The 16,330-nt window shown below is 47.0% G+C and carries 15 protein-coding genes and 1 pseudogene; 13 read left to right on the top strand and 3 right to left on the bottom strand.

The annotated features are described in order from the left end of the window. Nucleotides 1-34 precede the first annotated feature (34 nt). From M1L66_RS18570 to M1L66_RS18555, 4 genes and pseudogenes are all read left to right on the top strand, one after another. Nucleotides 35-1,440, top strand: a pseudogene (locus M1L66_RS18570) (ABC transporter substrate-binding protein). A gap of 75 nt (nt 1,441-1,515) precedes the next feature. Then, nucleotides 1,516-2,403 carry a carbohydrate ABC transporter permease gene (locus tag M1L66_RS18565; RefSeq protein ID WP_002603739.1) on the top strand — a complete coding sequence of 296 codons (888 nt, stop codon included), beginning with the start codon at nt 1,516-1,518 and terminating at the stop codon, nt 2,401-2,403. Nucleotides 2,404-2,416: 13 nt separating this feature from the next. Further along, complete coding sequence (locus M1L66_RS18560; protein WP_002603740.1) at nt 2,417-3,277, top strand: carbohydrate ABC transporter permease; 861 nt, start codon at nt 2,417-2,419, stop codon at nt 3,275-3,277. A 105-nt stretch (nt 3,278-3,382) separates the two neighbouring features. Then, on the top strand, nt 3,383-4,207 hold the full coding sequence (locus tag M1L66_RS18555; protein WP_434687570.1) for a response regulator transcription factor: 825 nt from the start codon (nt 3,383-3,385) through the stop codon (nt 4,205-4,207). A 183-nt stretch (nt 4,208-4,390) separates the two neighbouring features. On the opposite strand, the gene M1L66_RS18550 is transcribed toward M1L66_RS18555, so the two are convergent. The 3 genes from M1L66_RS18550 to M1L66_RS18540 all read right to left on the bottom strand — a co-directional run bounded on the left by M1L66_RS18550 (nt 4,391) and on the right by M1L66_RS18540 (nt 6,876). Beyond that, nucleotides 4,391-5,584 (bottom strand): tyrosine-type recombinase/integrase, encoded by a 1,194-nt coding sequence (locus M1L66_RS18550; protein WP_434687568.1) that lies wholly within the window; start codon nt 5,582-5,584, stop codon nt 4,391-4,393. A 78-nt stretch (nt 5,585-5,662) separates the two neighbouring features. After that, complete coding sequence (locus M1L66_RS18545) at nt 5,663-5,866, bottom strand: excisionase (protein ID WP_002607397.1); 204 nt, start codon at nt 5,864-5,866, stop codon at nt 5,663-5,665. Further along, nucleotides 5,866-6,876: a replication initiation factor domain-containing protein gene (locus tag M1L66_RS18540; protein WP_434687562.1), complete on the bottom strand. Its 1,011-nt coding sequence runs from the start codon at nt 6,874-6,876 to the stop codon at nt 5,866-5,868. Before M1L66_RS18540 ends, M1L66_RS18545 begins: the two co-directional genes overlap by 1 nt. 538 nt (nt 6,877-7,414) lie before the next feature. Between M1L66_RS18540 and M1L66_RS18535 the strand changes: the two genes are divergently transcribed. From M1L66_RS18535 to M1L66_RS18495, 9 genes are all read left to right on the top strand, one after another. Then, nucleotides 7,415-8,050: a helix-turn-helix domain-containing protein gene (locus M1L66_RS18535; RefSeq protein ID WP_434687560.1), complete on the top strand. Its 636-nt coding sequence runs from the start codon at nt 7,415-7,417 to the stop codon at nt 8,048-8,050. Nucleotides 8,051-8,362: 312 nt separating this feature from the next. Further along, nucleotides 8,363-9,016, top strand: coding sequence for a DUF3796 domain-containing protein (locus M1L66_RS18530; protein ID WP_434687558.1), 654 nt, complete (start codon nt 8,363-8,365; stop codon nt 9,014-9,016). A 2-nt stretch (nt 9,017-9,018) separates the two neighbouring features. Then, nucleotides 9,019-9,219, top strand: coding sequence for a helix-turn-helix transcriptional regulator (locus M1L66_RS18525; protein WP_434687556.1), 201 nt, complete (start codon nt 9,019-9,021; stop codon nt 9,217-9,219). A gap of 436 nt (nt 9,220-9,655) precedes the next feature. Next, the gene (locus M1L66_RS18520) at nt 9,656-10,606 is read left to right on the top strand and encodes a LysR family transcriptional regulator (protein ID WP_434687554.1); all 951 of its coding nucleotides are present in this window, start codon (nt 9,656-9,658) and stop codon (nt 10,604-10,606) included. A gap of 280 nt (nt 10,607-10,886) precedes the next feature. Next, nucleotides 10,887-11,945, top strand: a complete 1,059-nt coding sequence (locus tag M1L66_RS18515; protein ID WP_434687552.1) for a lactonase family protein — start codon at nt 10,887-10,889, stop codon at nt 11,943-11,945. A gap of 9 nt (nt 11,946-11,954) precedes the next feature. Continuing rightward, a complete protein-coding gene (locus M1L66_RS18510; protein WP_187019443.1) occupies nt 11,955-12,686 on the top strand; it encodes a nuclear transport factor 2 family protein in 732 nt (243 codons plus the stop codon). A gap of 107 nt (nt 12,687-12,793) precedes the next feature. Beyond that, on the top strand, nt 12,794-14,419 hold the full coding sequence (locus M1L66_RS18505; RefSeq protein WP_187019445.1) for an ABC transporter substrate-binding protein: 1,626 nt from the start codon (nt 12,794-12,796) through the stop codon (nt 14,417-14,419). 25 nt (nt 14,420-14,444) lie between these two features. Beyond that, nucleotides 14,445-15,416, top strand: a complete 972-nt coding sequence (locus M1L66_RS18500) for an ABC transporter permease (protein ID WP_025531447.1) — start codon at nt 14,445-14,447, stop codon at nt 15,414-15,416. 1 nt (nt 15,417) lies between these two features. Further along, nucleotides 15,418-16,317: an ABC transporter permease gene (locus M1L66_RS18495; RefSeq protein ID WP_034563859.1), complete on the top strand. Its 900-nt coding sequence runs from the start codon at nt 15,418-15,420 to the stop codon at nt 16,315-16,317. The last annotated feature ends 13 nt before the right edge of the window (nt 16,318-16,330 follow it).

The raw sequence follows: 16,330 nt of genomic DNA, 5'->3' as shown, positions 1-16,330 counted from the left end.
AAAGGGTGTATAAAAAAAACAGGAGGCAATTAATATGAAGAAAAGAACGATGGCATTATTACTGGCAGGGGCTATGACAACAACCGTATTCACCGGCTGCTCCAAACAGTCCACAACAGATACGACGGCTGCTCCCAAGACCGAGGCAGGAACCGAGGCGAAAACAGAGGGAGAGGCGAAGACAGAGGCCCCGACTGAAGCAAAGAAAGCAGTCGCATTAAACGTTATGACTACATTCGCAGGCGAGGACGGCAACGCTCCGAACTACCAGAAGGCAGTGAAGGACTGGGAAGCTTCGACAGGAAACACCGTAAACGATTCCTCTGCAGTTTCCGACGAGACCGTAAAGGCCCGTGTGGCAAGTGATTTCCAGATGGGTTCCGAGCCGGACGTACTGTTCTGGTTTAACGGCGCAGACGCCAACTCCTTCATCGAGGCGGGCAAGGTTATGTCCATCGATGACATTCGCAAGGAATATCCGGAGTACGCTTCCAATATGAACGACGATTTAATCGCCGCATCTCTCGTAGACGGAAAGAAATACGCAGTGCCGGTTAATGGTTTCTGGGAGGCCATGTTCGTCAATACAACAGTTCTGGACGCAGCAGGCGTAGCTGTACCGGGACCGGATTACACATGGGAACAGTTCCTGGCAGACTGTGAGAAGATCAAGGCAGCAGGCTACAGCCCAATCGCAGCGGCGCTCGGCAACATTCCTCATTACTGGTGGGAGTACGCCATCTTTAATCACAATACACCGGCAAACCATTGTGACATTCCGGAATCTGTAGACGATGCACAGGGCCAGTCATGGGTAGCAGGCATCAACGATGTCAAAGATTTATATGAAAAAGAGTACTTCCCGAAGAATACATTATCTGCAACCGATGATGATACATTCCTTGCTTTACAGAAGATAAGGCTGCATTCCTAATCGACGGTTCCTGGAAAGTAGGCGGAATCGCAGGCGCATGCCAGTCCGACCCGAATGACCCAGCCACCATGGATACCGAGAAGCTCGACAAATTCACCGTTACTTACGTACCAGGCATGGGAGACAGAAAAGCAACTGATTTAATCGGCGGTTTATCCATGGGATATTACATCACGAAGAAAGCATGGGATGATCCGGATAAGAGAGAGGCTGCAGTCAACTTCGTAGAGTATATGACTTCCAATGAAATCGTACCGATCTTCGCACAGCATACAGCTTCCGCACTGAAAGAAGCGCCGGCGGTAGACCAGAGCCAGTTCAACTCCTTACAGGTAAAGGCAATGGATATGATGAGCGGCGTTACCTCCTTAACACCGGCTGTTCAGGATATTTTCCAGGGCGAATGCAGAACGTCAACCTTTGACGGAATGCCGCAGATCGTAACAGGCAAGGTAACGGCAGAAGATGCTGTGAAGGAAGGCCTGGAGATTTACCACGCAAACTAAATAACTGTCAATTCAAAGCCGGAGACGTAATGGCCTTTCGTCTCTGGCTTTTTTACGGAAAAATAGGGTGAGAATATGGGAGCAAATATCTATAAAAACAAAAAGCCGCTGTTCCTTTTTCTGGTTCCGGCGTTCGCCTTCATGGCAATTTTCTTGTACTATCCATTTATACAGAACATCTTAAACAGTTTTAAGCAGATTACAGAACTGGGAGCCGCCAGCAAGGGCTGGAATGATCCGTGGTACACCAACTACGTGACCATGTTCCAGGATGAGAACATGCGTGTGGCAGTCAGAAACACCATCCTTATGATGGTAGTCACCATCATCGGCCAGGTAGGAATCGCCATTGTTCTGGCGCTTCTGGTTGACAATATCAGCCATGGAGCAAAATTCTTCCGGACTGTCTACTTCTTCCCCATCGTCATTTCAGCCACTGCGTTAGGTCTTATGTTCAACCTGATCTTCCTGTACGACAAGGGTATGGTGAATCAGCTGCTGGAGAGTCTCGGCGTCACCGAACTCATCGACTGGAAAGGCGAGAAGCTGGCGCTCATCACGATGATGCTGCCTGTTATGTGGCAGTATGTGGGCTTCTATTTTGTAATCCTGATCACCGGACTTAATAATATATCCGGCGAACTTTATGAGGCGGCCGCCATCGACGGAGCAACAGGATTCCAGAAAGTAAGATATGTTTCCATTCCTCTGCTTCACAATGTTATGTGTACCTGTGTGGTTCTCGGCGTTACCGGTGCATTAAAGGTATTCGACCTCCCGTGGACCATGTTCCCGAAGGGAATTCCGCTGGGTGAGACATGGCTGACCGGCACATACATGTACTACCAGACCTTTAATACGAAAAATGTCGATTACAGCTCCGCCATAGCGGTTCTGATCGTAGTTCTTGGAATTGTGACGGCAAAAGTGATCAACACAATTTTCAAAGAGAAAGATTATTAGGAGGGGATTCATCATGAGCAGAGGGAAAAAAATATCGCTGGGAAGTGTGGTAATCTACATCGTTCTGGGCTTCTGGGCACTTACCACGATTTATCCGATTTTCTGGGTCATCATCAACTCCTTTAAGGCGAAGGGCGAGATCCTTTCGAACTCCTTCGCACTTCCTACAGGAGCGATGTTTACCCTGGCCAACTACCGGACCGCATTTGAGCGTCTCAGTATTTTCAGCGCATACCGCAACAGTATGATTATATCCACTTCGGTGGCGGCTATCGTTATCGTTCTGGCCGGCATGGCATCGTTCGGCCTGGTTCGCTACGAGTTCAAGCTTCGCAAACCGCTTAATTCACTGGTGGTGGCAGGCATGATGTTCCCGGTATTCTCTACAATCATTCCGGTATACCGTATGCTGAGTTCCGCCCACATGGTCAATACGGAGAGTCTGGCGCTTTCCTTAACGAGCGTGATTCTTCCGCAGGTAGCAGGCAATATGTCCTTTGCCATAGTCGTACTGACCGGCTACGTGCGGAGTCTCCCCATTGAACTGGAGGAATCGGCCTATCTGGAAGGCTGTAATCCATTCCAGATCTTTTACAAGATTGTAGTACCCCTTGCAAAACCGTCCTTTGCGACAGTAGCGATCTTTTCCTTCCTCTGGAGTTATAACGATCTGTTTACACAGATGTTCCTGCTTCGTCTTCCGCAGCACCGTGCCATCACGCGTCTGTTAAACGAGCTGACTTCCAATGAAGGAACGAACTTCGGCCTTATGGCTGCATCTGTGGCATTGGTTATCATTCCGATCCTGATTGTCTATATCTTCCTTCAGAAGTATATTATCAAGGGCATGACGGCCGGCGCTGTCAAGGGTTGATAAAAGGGAAAATTATTTTCGGGGTTCTTTGAAACGCCGGAGTATGGTATACTGATAGCAGCAGAGCGTTTGTAAAAATGACGTTCGGGGAAGAGTGGGCAGCAGATGTATAGAGTGGTTATTATAGACGATGAACCGATTATAGTAGAAGGTATTTCCAAGGTGGTGCCGTGGGCGGATTATGGCTGTGAAGTGACAGCGACCGCCTGCAGCGGCTTAGAGGGGCTGGAGATAATCCGAAAGCTGCGGCCGGATATTATCTTTACGGATATTTCCATGCCCGGAATGGATGGGCTGTCCATGATTGCGGCGCTCCGTGTGGAGTTTCCGGAGATGATGATCGCCATCCTGACCGGTTACCGGGACTTTGATTATGCGCAGAAGGCCATACGCCTGGGGGTGAACCGTTTCCTGCTGAAACCGTCCAATATGGATGAGATCAAGGAAGCGCTTCAGTTCATGGCGGATACGCTGAACAAACGAAAGGAACAGGAGAACGCTTTAAAGACGCAGAACACGGCGGAAGTCCCCGGTTCACCGGCAGCAGAACCGGAAGGGGCTGCGGAGCAGGAGAATGGCGGTAATGAAGATTCATCTGAACATAATGCCGGAAGCTTTATTGTGAAGACGGCTCTCAAGTACATGGAAGAGAATTACACCCAGAAGATCACTCTGGCTGAGGTGGCGGAAAAGACGTATGTCAGCCAGTGGCATTTGAGCAAGCTGTTAAACGGTCATACCGGGAAGAGCTTTTCCGAACTGTTAAACCACATCCGGATCGAGGAGGCGAAGAAGCTGTTAAAGGATCCGTCGCTTCGGATCGGTGATATCTCAGAAGAGGTGGGATTCATGGATGTGGCACATTTTTCCAAGGTTTTTAAGAAGCTGGAAGGGATATCGGCGAACGAGTACCGGAACAGCAGGATTTAGCAGAAGAATTAATAATAAATTATATATGTCTTTTTGACTATCTTTTTATATCTTCTCAAATGTCCGCAAAGCCTTATTTTATCGGCTCTACGGGCATTTTGCTTTTGTGGTAAACCTCACATATCTAGGTCTATCTTCTTATATTTTCGCTATCAAGCGTGGTTAAAATCGTGGTAAATACTTCTATGCGATTAGACGCTGAACCTCTGATTTTGCGGTATCTATGGACGCATGAGCGTACCAGTTCATTGTGATACTGATATTTGAATGCCCCATGATATACTGTAAATCTTTCGGGTTCATGTTCTTGCTTGCCAGCCTTGTGCAGAATGTATGGCGTAGCGTATGCGGTGTGATATGTGGCAAAGGGTTATCCCTATGGTACTTGTTGTATTTCTTTACCATACGGACAAAAAGCATATTGTAATCAATCGCAACTTTGGGCTTGCCTTTCTGATTGACAAATAGAAAGTTGCCCCGTCCGTCTATCACAAATGGTTCTGCCTTTGGGCGTTTCTTCATCATTCGTTGAAATGCTTGTATCGTTTCCTTGCTTAATGGCACTTGCCTTGTTCCGCTTTTTGTCTTAGGCGTTTCAATATAATAGCCTTGTTCCTTGCTCTTTAGTAACTGGTGGTCGATAACCACAACCTCATGGATAAAATCAACATCCATGATTGTCAGTCCGCATAGTTCCGAAATACGAAGTCCTGTTTTTAACAGTATCAGCACATCATCATAATACTTGTGATACACGTTGTCCGTCTTGATGAATGACAGTAGGGCTTGTTCCTGTTCCTCTGTCAATGCGACTTTCTCTTTGGTATCATTTTCTAGGACTTCACTTAACTTGAAATCAAAAGGGTTTTTCCTTACACAATCGTCTTGTATGGCGATATAGAATGACGCTTTTAACGAGCGTTTATGGTTGTTAATGGTATTGTAGGAAAAGCCTTTCTCTTTCATGCGTAACGCCCATTCTTTAGCGTCAGAGGGTTTGATTGTATCAATGCTCCTAGCACCTAACTTGTCCTCTTTCAATAACCGCATAAGTTGTTCCCGTTGTTTCTGTGTGCTTTTCTTCACATTTGCCCTCTGTGCGTTCTGTTTGGCGTAGAGTTGGCAAAGCGTCATTTTCTTGCCTGTGCTGTCGATACCGTCCTCAATATCCCGTCTTATCTGCTGTTCCAGTTCACGAAGTGAGGGTTTTTCCCGTTTTCCCTTTGGTGTCGGGTCTGTGGGTGTCAATCTCCAAGCATACACATATTTTGTGTTTCCAAATGCGTCCACATATTTATATAAGTATTCTCCGTCTGTTCGTTGGCTCTCTCCAGTATGCAGGATACGACCTTTGTTATCCCGTCTTTTTTCTTTCATGGTGTCTGCTCCTTTCCTTGTTGGAAAGAGCCTTGATATGACTTGTGTTCATCATAACACATACAAGGCTCATTTGCATTAGATTGCGTCCAATTTATCAATAACCTGTTCAAACTGTCGGCGTTTAATCTGTATGCGGTTGCCATTCATAATGAGCCAGCCAGCGTCCTTGTTTTCCTCTGCCAATCGTCTTAACTTGTTTTCTCCGATACGGAAATATTTTGACGCTTCTTCAATGGTAAGGGTGTATTTTTCCCATACGGGAATATCGTTGTTATTCATCAGATACCCCCTTTCCCATGTTTCGTGTCATATTGGATATAAGGGATAAGGTCGGTGCGGTTTATCCTCTGTAAATGGGCGGTTAATTTACTGGAAAAGGAATTACTGTATCTTGCCTTATCAAGCATAGTTCCCACTTTTTCCAGTCCACCTAATGCGTCATGTTCTTCCAAGAAGTAAAAACTTTTGACAGCGGAAATCACGCCACCCTCTGTGAGCCATTGCTGTGTTTCTTCAAGGGAATTTTGCTGTTTTGGTACTTGCAGTTTTAAGACTTCCACAGCCCCTAAAAAGCGTTCCCAAAACCGACAAGTTTTCCACCTGCTCTTATTACTTTCGTTTCTGTTTGGTACGACAAAGCGTAGGTTGTTTGCCAATAGCCCGAAAGCCAGTTCTCCCAGTTCCAGCGGTCTGTCCTTGAATGTCATGGCAAAAGCATGAGCCTTATCATCACGCAGTTGCATTTCTGTCCGTTTCCAACTGCCGACTTCATCAAGTGTCTTATTATGTTTTGAACAGACTTCCTTATCCTTGTCATAAAAGCGGTAGGACAATCCCGATTTCCCAGCACCGATATAAACGGTCTTTGCGGTGTCGAAATCATCAAACTTGCTTTCGTCAAAGTGGTAGCCCTCACTATTCGAGATAAATTCCTCTTTTTCGCATTTCTTCTTTATCTGCTCTATGGTAAAAAATGGCTTTTCGTTCTTATCATCAATGGCAATATCCAGTCTAGTGAAATGGAAGTTATCCAGTCCATATCTTCGCTCACAATGTTTGAACATATCTCCAAAGGTATAATTCCTACTGTCGAGAATACGGAAAATATCATCACAACCTCTGCCAGTCATAACAAGATAACAGCCTAGCCCTTGTGGGTTGTCCTCTGTCTTTCTTGCGTCCCCCGATACATAAATATCTCCAATCTGCCAGCGTGCTTGATAAGTCTTGAATTTAATGCTTGCCGGATAGACATTGAAAATATCAGTCGGTAAACCTAAAATGTGCATGATGACATCTTCGGCGGTTGCAGTATCGAATACAATACTGATGTAATCAATCTTAACGGATAAATTTTTGTGTGTAGTTATAGTGCATTACTCCTTTCGTACTTCCCGTTTTTTTGCGGGGTAAAAATCGTGTTTTTTCCTTTATTTATCACAGTTTCTAGGTACTATGACATGTATGCGCAGGGCGGTGTTACATATACGCCCTTTACGAACGCCTAAAGGCGTTCACTTTCCAAAAGGAACTGTCTGTCCGAAATACGTCTGGGGGACGTGCCCCGTCCAGCCAGCCCCTTTTGGAAACCACTATTTTCGGTCTGATAGTCCATGCTTATTCATGCTATCAAAGTGAAAATATATCTTCTCTATACTTACTCAAGCGTGTGATTGACCCTAGCGTGCTTAATCACTCTATCTAATACGATAATAACGCCATTAGAATTACTTGTCAAGAAGTTTTTGTTGACTTTTGAATATATATTAAGTATAATATGCTTATAAATACCAAGAAAAGCAACGAAAGGAGCGGTTATACTAAGTTATGGAGTATTATGAAAAGAAAATCAGTTTCTTAGGAGAAAACATACAGACCATAAGAAAACACAGAGGAATGAAACAACAAGAACTTGCGGACAAAATCGGTATCAATATGCAGAGCCTTTCCAAGATTGAACGTGGTGTGAATTATCCTACCTTTGATACGCTGGAAAAGATAATGGACGTGCTGGGAGTAACACCCAATGAATTATTATCGGGAGAATGGAAATATGTTAATCAAGCCGAAAAGGAAGTCTGCCAGTTTTTAAGAATTGAAGAACGATTAAATGCAGAACTAAAACATGGACATTATGACAACTTCTTTGACAGCGAGGAAGAATGGCTGGAATATGAGTTGAAAAAGTTACGGGAATATATTACCGACTACATCAACGGAAAAAGCATTGTGGCGTCCGACCTTTATCCAATTAAAGAATTTATCCAGCATTTGAAGTTTCAAAAACTGTTAAACCGCTATGATGATTTATACAGCATGGATATGTTCGGGGAAAGTATAGAGGGACATAAATATAGGACACCTTATCAAGTCGTAAAAATGATAAACCCCAATTCAAAAGAAGATATGGCATTATTACGGGAAGTATTGAAAAATAACCATTTTGATGGTGAGGACGAATAACTTTTTCCTCTTTATAGAAGATACAGCAAACAAAAAGCCCAGTAAAGAGTGCAAAGCACCACCAATGGTGGCAAGGCTCTTGACAGGGCTTTTTCTTTTCTGTGGCGGGTAATCAAGAGGAAGAAAGGGATAAAAGCTGATTTGTGTTAAATCAGACAAAAGCGTATATCTCTGCAAGGGGGGCGCACACCTATCCGATAGAAAATTATAAATGCGATATATTTGTATCATTTTCTATTGACACTCTTTCATTAAAGTGATATATTTGTCTTGTAAAGATACAAAAACATCACATTAGAAAGAGGTATGATTATGTCAAAGAAACAGATTAAAACTTTTATCATTACTAGTATTATATGGCTAGTTTGCCTTATTGCAGGCATCACACATTCACTTCTATATAATGAAGGACGCTGGGTAGTAGAAATGGATTTGGAAAATTTATATTTTTCTGTAAAGGACATTCCTATGCTGGCAGTTGGTGTATTGACTATTCTTTGGGGGATTTATGTCGTTATGGTAGCATTTAAAATCATTTTCAATGTTCTTTTTCCACAAGATAGTTCCAATCTGAGTTATACAAAAAAAATACCGTCTTTTATGGGAATATTTGGAATATGCGGTTTTCTGGGATTTTTAGGTTTTTGGACATATAGTGAATATGGTGTTGTGTCTCCGTTCCTATTTTTTGCTCTCTTTGGGCTATTTGGATTGTTTTTTGAGAGTAAACTGTCACATACTTTGAAAGATGAATTGTTTCAACAGAACAAAGTACGAGCAGATTTAAAAGCCTATAAAACGGGATTTTTCCTTTTAGTATTTGTTGTTCTGTTTAGTAGATGGCATGTACTTGCCTTCAATGCAGAATGGTGTGCAATCTTTCTGCTTATATCCGTTTCTCTTATTGTGGCAATTATATTGTTTCAGAAAAGTTATTTATTGTATCACTATGAAAAAGAGGAATAAGTATGGGAGTAAATTTCAAATGTAATCTAAAAGTATATCGTGTGGCACAAGGATTAACACAAGAACAACTCGCAGAAAAGGTCGGTGTTCGCCGGGAAACGATTATGCGTTTAGAAAAGGCACAGTATAACCCCTCCCTAAAATTAGCGATTGATATTTCAAGAGCTGTAAATGCTCCGATAGAGAAGATTTTTGTTTTTTAATATAGGAGTAAAAATATGATAAGACTAAAAAGAGATAGTAAAAAGCATTGAAGTTTGAAATCAAATGAAGTAATTAGCAGTATAAATGAAGATAAGGGAGATATACAGTTATTGTGCTATCTCCCTTAGTCATTTTTTTGTCATATCAAGGCTCGTTCAATCGTGGTAAATTCGTGGTAAATGAGTGTTTTTTTATATTTCAAAACGCTTAAAAATATAGTGCTTATGGGGATAATCAAAAAATAGATATAAAATTTTAATTAAAGAATTTATCAGAAGGCAGGGCGCTGTAGAAAATGATTATTTTCTATAACGCCCTGTTTTCTGATTGTGAAAATTGCATAAACTGTGTTATGCTTACTATAAATGGCAAATTATAGCGTAAACCGCAAAAACAGAAGCTGCCATGAACTGCGAAAGAGAGGGGAGGAATGGGATGGAGCTGCTTCACCTGCACTATTTCAGAGAGGTAGCCGCCATGGAAAATATCACGAAGGCGGCAAAGAAACTTTACGTATCCCAGCCGGCGTTATCCACGGCGATTGCCAGGCTGGAGAAAGAACTGGATTTTCTGCTGTTTGAACGAAAAGGGAACCGCATTGAGCTGACAGAGGCGGGCCGCTGCTTCCTGGAGTACGTAAACAGCGCGTTTTCACTTCTGGAAGAGGGGACCTTAAAATCCAGGCAGATAGCAAACCGCAACAACCGGCGCATGGTGATCGCCTCCGGCTTTGGAGTTCTCAGAAACATGCTGGAAGATTACCAGAAAATCCATCCGGAATGCGAGGTGGAGCTGAAGTTCTGCGACACAGACCAGATCCACGCCATGCTGGCCAGCGGCGACGCGGATGCCGGGCTGAATCTGGGGGAAATACTCGACAGCCGCCTGACGAGCCGTGATCTTATGGTGGGCAGGTATTACATAGCCGTGAACAACACGCATCCATTCTGGGGCAGGAACAGCGTCGCACTCAAGGATTTAAACGGCCAGCTGTTGTTCTGCAGCAACATCGCCAGGACCTTTGAGACCGGCATGGAGATCTTTCAGAGGGCCGGGGTCAGCTGCAACCTGCTGAAGCTGGATGAGCGGGATGTCCTGTTCTCAGCAGCAAGAAAGGGGCTGGGAGGCGTATTCTGCATGCCCATGTTTGAGGAAAATAAATCGGTGGAGACAAAGCAGGAGGATGCAGATCCGACCGACAGAATCTACTTTATTCCTATCAGCGACTGTGAGGCAAAGGCGAGTGTGACGCTGGTGACCAGAAAGGATCACTATTACACAGCCGAGAATCAGGATTTTATCCATTTTGTGACACAGCGTTTTTTAAGGAATCAGAACGCCTTGAACAGCGATTTGGAGCAGCGGGGAATTCCTGTAAGGAAGTGACCGGAAAGCGGCGGTAAGAGCGTATACAGCAGACTGACAGCAAAATACCAGATGCAGGAGCCAGAGGAAAAGGCTCCTGGTATCTGGTATTTTTATATAGCAGAAAAGTGATTTTTGCAAGTATATTCCAAAAGTTATACTTGCTATTCCGGTTTTGGAATTTTACAGGAGCGCTCAGACATGGTATAAGTAAAAATAGATAATAAATGTATCGTAATAAAAGAGAAAATAGAAAAAGTGCATAAGCGGTGAGATACATCAATCAGAGAGGAGCAACGGAATGGCAGAAACATTTTTGCCCGACTATACAGGCTTTGTGGGTACCACTTCAGCCGGAGGAAGCCGGGGGATTTACCGGATCGGACTCAATGCATTAACGGGAAAGATCCGTGTGATGGATACGAGGCCCATGTATCATGCGGGATATTTGACTGTATCGAAGGACAGAAGGAGCCTTTATGTGCTGAGCGAGGGGATGACCTTTAAGGGAAGAGCCAGCGGCGGCATGACGGCCTATGACATAAGCGATGGGAAATTTGAAGAACAGAACTGGGCGGTGACGGACGGCCAGCGCCCCTGCTTTGTGTTCTGTGATGACAACAGCGCGGAAATCTATGTCAGCAATTTCTATCGGGGAACGATGGAGGCTTACAGGAGGCAGGAGGATGGAAGGATCGGTGAGAGGCTGGCCTGCGTAGCATCTCTCGATACGACCCCGGTGGGGCCTTTTCTCCACTGTGTGATGAAATCGCCCGCAGGCAGATATTTAGCGGCGGTGGAGCTGATCGGGGGAAGGATTTATATTTACGACTGTGAAAATCGGTACAGGATCATCTGGATCGAGGAGATGGAGGCACACTCCGGACCCAGGCATCTGACTTTTAGCGAAGACGGCCGGTTCCTATATGTGAACCGACAGGATGATGAGATGGTTTCCGTCTACTCCTTTACACCGGAACTTGAAAGGAAGCTGGCCCCTTTGCAGACCATTTCCGTACGGACTTCCGGTATGAAGGGGAGGACGGAGCCGGCGGCCATACGGCTGTGTCCGGGAGGAAGGCTTCTGGCGGTCAGCAACCGCGGTATGGGAAGAGAAAACCGGGAGGATTCCATTTCAATATATGGCGTGGAGGTGGAGACGGGCCGTCTCACACTCCGGTCAGTGGTAAAGACAGGCGGAGAGATGCCGAGAGATATGAATTTCACGCCGGATGGAAAATATCTGGTGGTGGCCTATCAGTTTCAGGGATATCTCGACCTCTACCGTGTTGAGGGAGAGACGCTGGTTTACACAGGGGCTGGCTGTAAGATTCCGTCCCCTGTGTGCATCGCATTTTAGGAGGTGAGGATGATGGACAATTCTGTGGAAAACCGTTTATACCGCCTGGAGGCCAGAGGGGAATTGGAAAATATAATAGGGACATACTGCCATCTGCTGTTTGCGGGAGAGGGCGGACAGATTATGGATGAGCTCTGGTCCCGGTCGGAGGAGGTAAGCATCGAGATCGGAGCTTCGGGCCGGTATTCTACTAGGGAAAAGGTGGCGACCTATTATCAGAAGGACCACATTGCCGGCAAATTTACGCTGCTGCTTCCGGTTACTCCTGTCATCGAGACGGCGGCAGACGGCAGATCCGCCAGGGGGATGTGGTTTGTACTGGGGCTGGATTCCGACGCGGGCGATCTGGGCACAGGAGACTCGGAAGAAAGAGCGCTTCTTACCTCGAAGACAGCGGAGGGAAAGGCCTATCGGGCGGAATGCGCCGTCTGGCGTCTGGGGGCGGACTTTATCCGGGAAGGGGAACAGTGGAGGATTCTTCATCTGCATCAGTACGATCTGGTGCGTTTTCCTTGCGGCAGCGACTGGGTTCGTTTTGCCGAAGAGCGCTATGCGACGGATGGAATACGGCTGGACGCCATGTTCCGGTCCAATCTCCCGTTTGCAGAAGACCGTGCTCCGGAAAATCTGGCCAATTCGCCGACTTCCTATCACTGGCAGTACCGCGTGGACGGAAGAACGGAGAAGGAACCGAAGGTGCCGAAGCCGTATGATACATACTCAGAGGCAGACCGGTATTAAGAAGAGAAAGCGGAAGGCCTGGCGCTGCATTACGTAACGCATTGTGAAGTGCAGGATCTGTGCCTTGCTGAATAAATTAAGCAAAAATTAAAAGGAGGAGTTTAACAATGAAAAAACTGGGGGCATTGCTTCTTGCCGCGGCGCTGGTCATGAGCATGACGGCGTGCGGAGGCGGGAACAAAAATACGGGAGAAGGCACGGCGGCGCCTGCCGGAGAAAGCAGCACGAATGCTGGAACAAAAGCCGAAACAAAAGCAGGTGAAAGCGGAGGGGAGAAGACTCTGAACGTAGGCACTATCAATGTACTCGGCACATTTATGCCGGGAAGCGAAAATGAAGTATGTCACTGGGGCTGTTACCTCGTTTACGACTACCTGTTCTATTATGACGAGGACAACAATCCCTTCTCCGATATTTTAAAAGAGTGGCACTATGAAGAAGACGGCACAACCTTTGTGATGGAGTGCAGAGACGATGTCTACTTTGCAAACGGCGACCAGATGACCGGAGACGATGTTCTCTTCTCCATAAAGACTCTGGTGGACCGGGAGACGAACCAGGCCGCGTACTATGCGACGGTTGACTGGGACAAGTCCTATGTCAGTGAGGACGGCTTTACCGTATATCTGGCGAATACACAGGAATTCGGCCCCGGCATTATCAACATGGGCGTCGTATACCTGCTCGATCAGTCCTGGTGCGAGGAAACCGGATTTGACAACATTGATCCATGGCTTAACGCGCCCAACGGCTCCGGACCTTATGAGGTCGCTGAATACGTGACAGACTCCTATGTCACTCTGAAGCGCCGCGACAGCTACTGGGGCGAATTCACAGGCGCAGACACCGTGAAGATCAATCACTATGCGGAGGATTCCGCCATGTATATGGCTCTGGAGACAGGGGAGATCGATCTTGCGCTTAACATCGCGGAGAGCGATTACAGCCGTGCGCTGGCCGATGATAAGATTGCGGTTATGGCGACCCATGAGGGAGAAAATATCCTTCTGGCTCTGGACAATAACAATCAGTACATGAAGGATGAAAATGTGCGGCTGGCGATTGCTTACGGCGTAAACTGGCAGGACGTTGCAGAATCGGCCCGCGGGGAGTTAGCGGAGGTGCCGGGTTCCATCATCACATCGGTAAGCCCCTATTACAAGGACACCGGCGTCTATGAGTATGATCTGGAGAAGGCGAAACAGTATATGGAGGCAGCTGGTTACGTGACAGATGGCTCAACCGTGAACTTTACACTGAATATGACGACTGTGGATCAGGCGGTTAAGACCAATGCAGCCACGGTGATTCAGTTTTACTTACAGCAGCTGGGCATCAATCTGCAGATGAACTTCACCGACTTCCCAACCGCGTTTTCCGCGTGGTTGTCAGAGGGCGGCACAGACCTTAATTTCCAGGATTCCGATACCGGCTCCGTATGCGGAGAACCCTATATATCCCTTCGGTTCTTCCCGGCTGAACTGGCGACGTTCCCATTTGCGGCCATTTCAGATGAGACATTTGTGACACTTTATAAAGAAGCAAACTATACGACGGATGACAATGTGCGCAAGGAGAAATACGCAGAGCTTCAGCAGTACGTTCACGACCATGCCATGATCATCCCGCTTTATGAGTCTGTGGACGCTGTGGCCTACAATCCGGAGAAGATCGAGAGCATCAGCCTGCACAGCGCGGTAAGCGCAAACCTGCGTTACGTGATTCTAAAATAACAGGAAGTGAAACGAGGTTGACGAAATGGCTAAATATATCTTGAAACGAATTTTGTGGATCGTACCGGTCTGCCTCGGCGTGCTACTGATCGTTTTCAGCATCAGTTACTTTGCGCCGGGGGATCCGGTCATGTCCATGCTGGGAGCCAGCGGGTACACGCCGGAGGCTTATGCCAGCCTAAAGCATGAACTGGGACTGGATCAGCCGTTCTTTGCACAGTATTTCCGGTACATTGTGAATATTGTTACGAAATTTGACTTCGGCAATTCCTATACCTATGGGCACGCGGTCAGCGGAGAAATCATTTCCCGCATCGGCATCACCGTAAAGCTAGGGGTGCTGAGTGTCATTGTCACCACGCTGATCGGCGTTCCCTTCGGCGTGATCTCCGCCACAAAACAGTATTCGGCTATGGATTACAGCGTCACGGTAGGCTCTCTGTTTTTCGCGGCCATGCCTAATTTCTGGCTGGCACTCATCTGCATTATCGTGTTTGCGCTGAAGTTAAAATGGCTGCCGGCTACCGGGATGGGCAACTGGAGATACATGGTGCTCCCAGTCCTGGCCAACTCCATGGGAACCGTGGCCAATGTGGCCCGTATGTCCCGTTCGTCCATGTTAGAGGTGATCCGCTCCGATTATATCAGGACGGCCAGAGCCAAGGGCTGCAGGGAAAATACGGTGATCTGGCGCCACGCGCTGCACAACGCCGTGATTCCGATTCTGACAGTGGTAGGCATGCAGCTGGGAACCGTTATGGCGGGGTCCGTGGTGATCGAAACGATTTTTAACATGCCCGGTCTCGGTTCCTATCTCCTGACCGGAATCTCGGGCCGGGACTATCCGGTGATCAACGCCTGTGTCCTGATTCTTGCATTCTTTATCTGCATCATGAACCTGATCGTGGATTTGTGCTATGCGTTTGCCGATCCAAGAATCCGTTCACAGTACGTATCCGGCAGGAAGAAAAAAGCAACTGCAAAGGAGGGGTCATAATATGTCCGGAAGAAAGAAACAAGAAACTTACATACAGTCTCTGGAAGGGATGACCCGTAAACACAGCCAGTGGCGCGATGTGATGCACCGCCTGTTTAAAAACAGGCTCGCCATCGTAGGTCTGATTCTGGTGGCGGCCGTTCTCTTTGCCACAATCTTTGCCAACTTTTTAACCCCCTATGATTACAACGCCCAGTCCTTCGGTGACCGGTTTGTCTATCCGTGCCTGGCCCATCCATTTGGCACGGATCAGTACGGCCGTGACCTCCTGGCGCGGATTCTGTACGGCGGCCGGGTGTCCCTGATCGTGGCACTGATTGCGGTTGTCATTTCCCTGGTGATAGGGGCTGTGCTCGGCGCGGTGGCCGGATATTTCGGGGGAATGTACGATACCGTTATCATGCGTGTGATTGACATCATCATGTCCATTCCCGGCCTGCTTTTGGCAGTGGCGATCTCAGCGGCCCTGGGAACCGGTTTATTGAATACCGGAATCGCGGTCGGGCTTGCCAGCATCCCGGGAGGTGCACGAATCCTCCGGTCTACGGTTATGACCATACGGGATGAGCAGTACATCGAGGCGGCACGGGCGGGAGGCGCGGGCCATGCCTATATCATAGTGCACCACGTGCTGCCAAATACGATTGCACCGCTGATTGTGGACGCTTCCTTAAAGGTCGGAATGGCGATTCTTACGATTTCCAGCTTAAGCTTTGTCGGACTGGGGGTTTCAGAGCCGACGCCCGAGTGGGGCGCCATCTTAAGCAGCGGCCGCGCATATATCCGTGACTTCTGGCCTCTGGTAATCTTCCCGGGCCTGGCGATTATGACGACTCTGCTGGGATTCAACTTATTGGGCGACGGTCTGCGTGACGCGCTGGATCCCAAGCTGAAGCAGTAGGGGGAGGAGATCA

It is taken from the genome of Hungatella sp. SB206, assembly GCF_051132295.1.
Classification (GTDB): Bacteria; Bacillota; Clostridia; order Lachnospirales; family Lachnospiraceae; genus Hungatella; species Hungatella effluvii.
The sequence above is the reverse complement of the archived record's forward strand: the minus strand, read 5'-3'. Positions and strand labels throughout refer to the sequence as shown.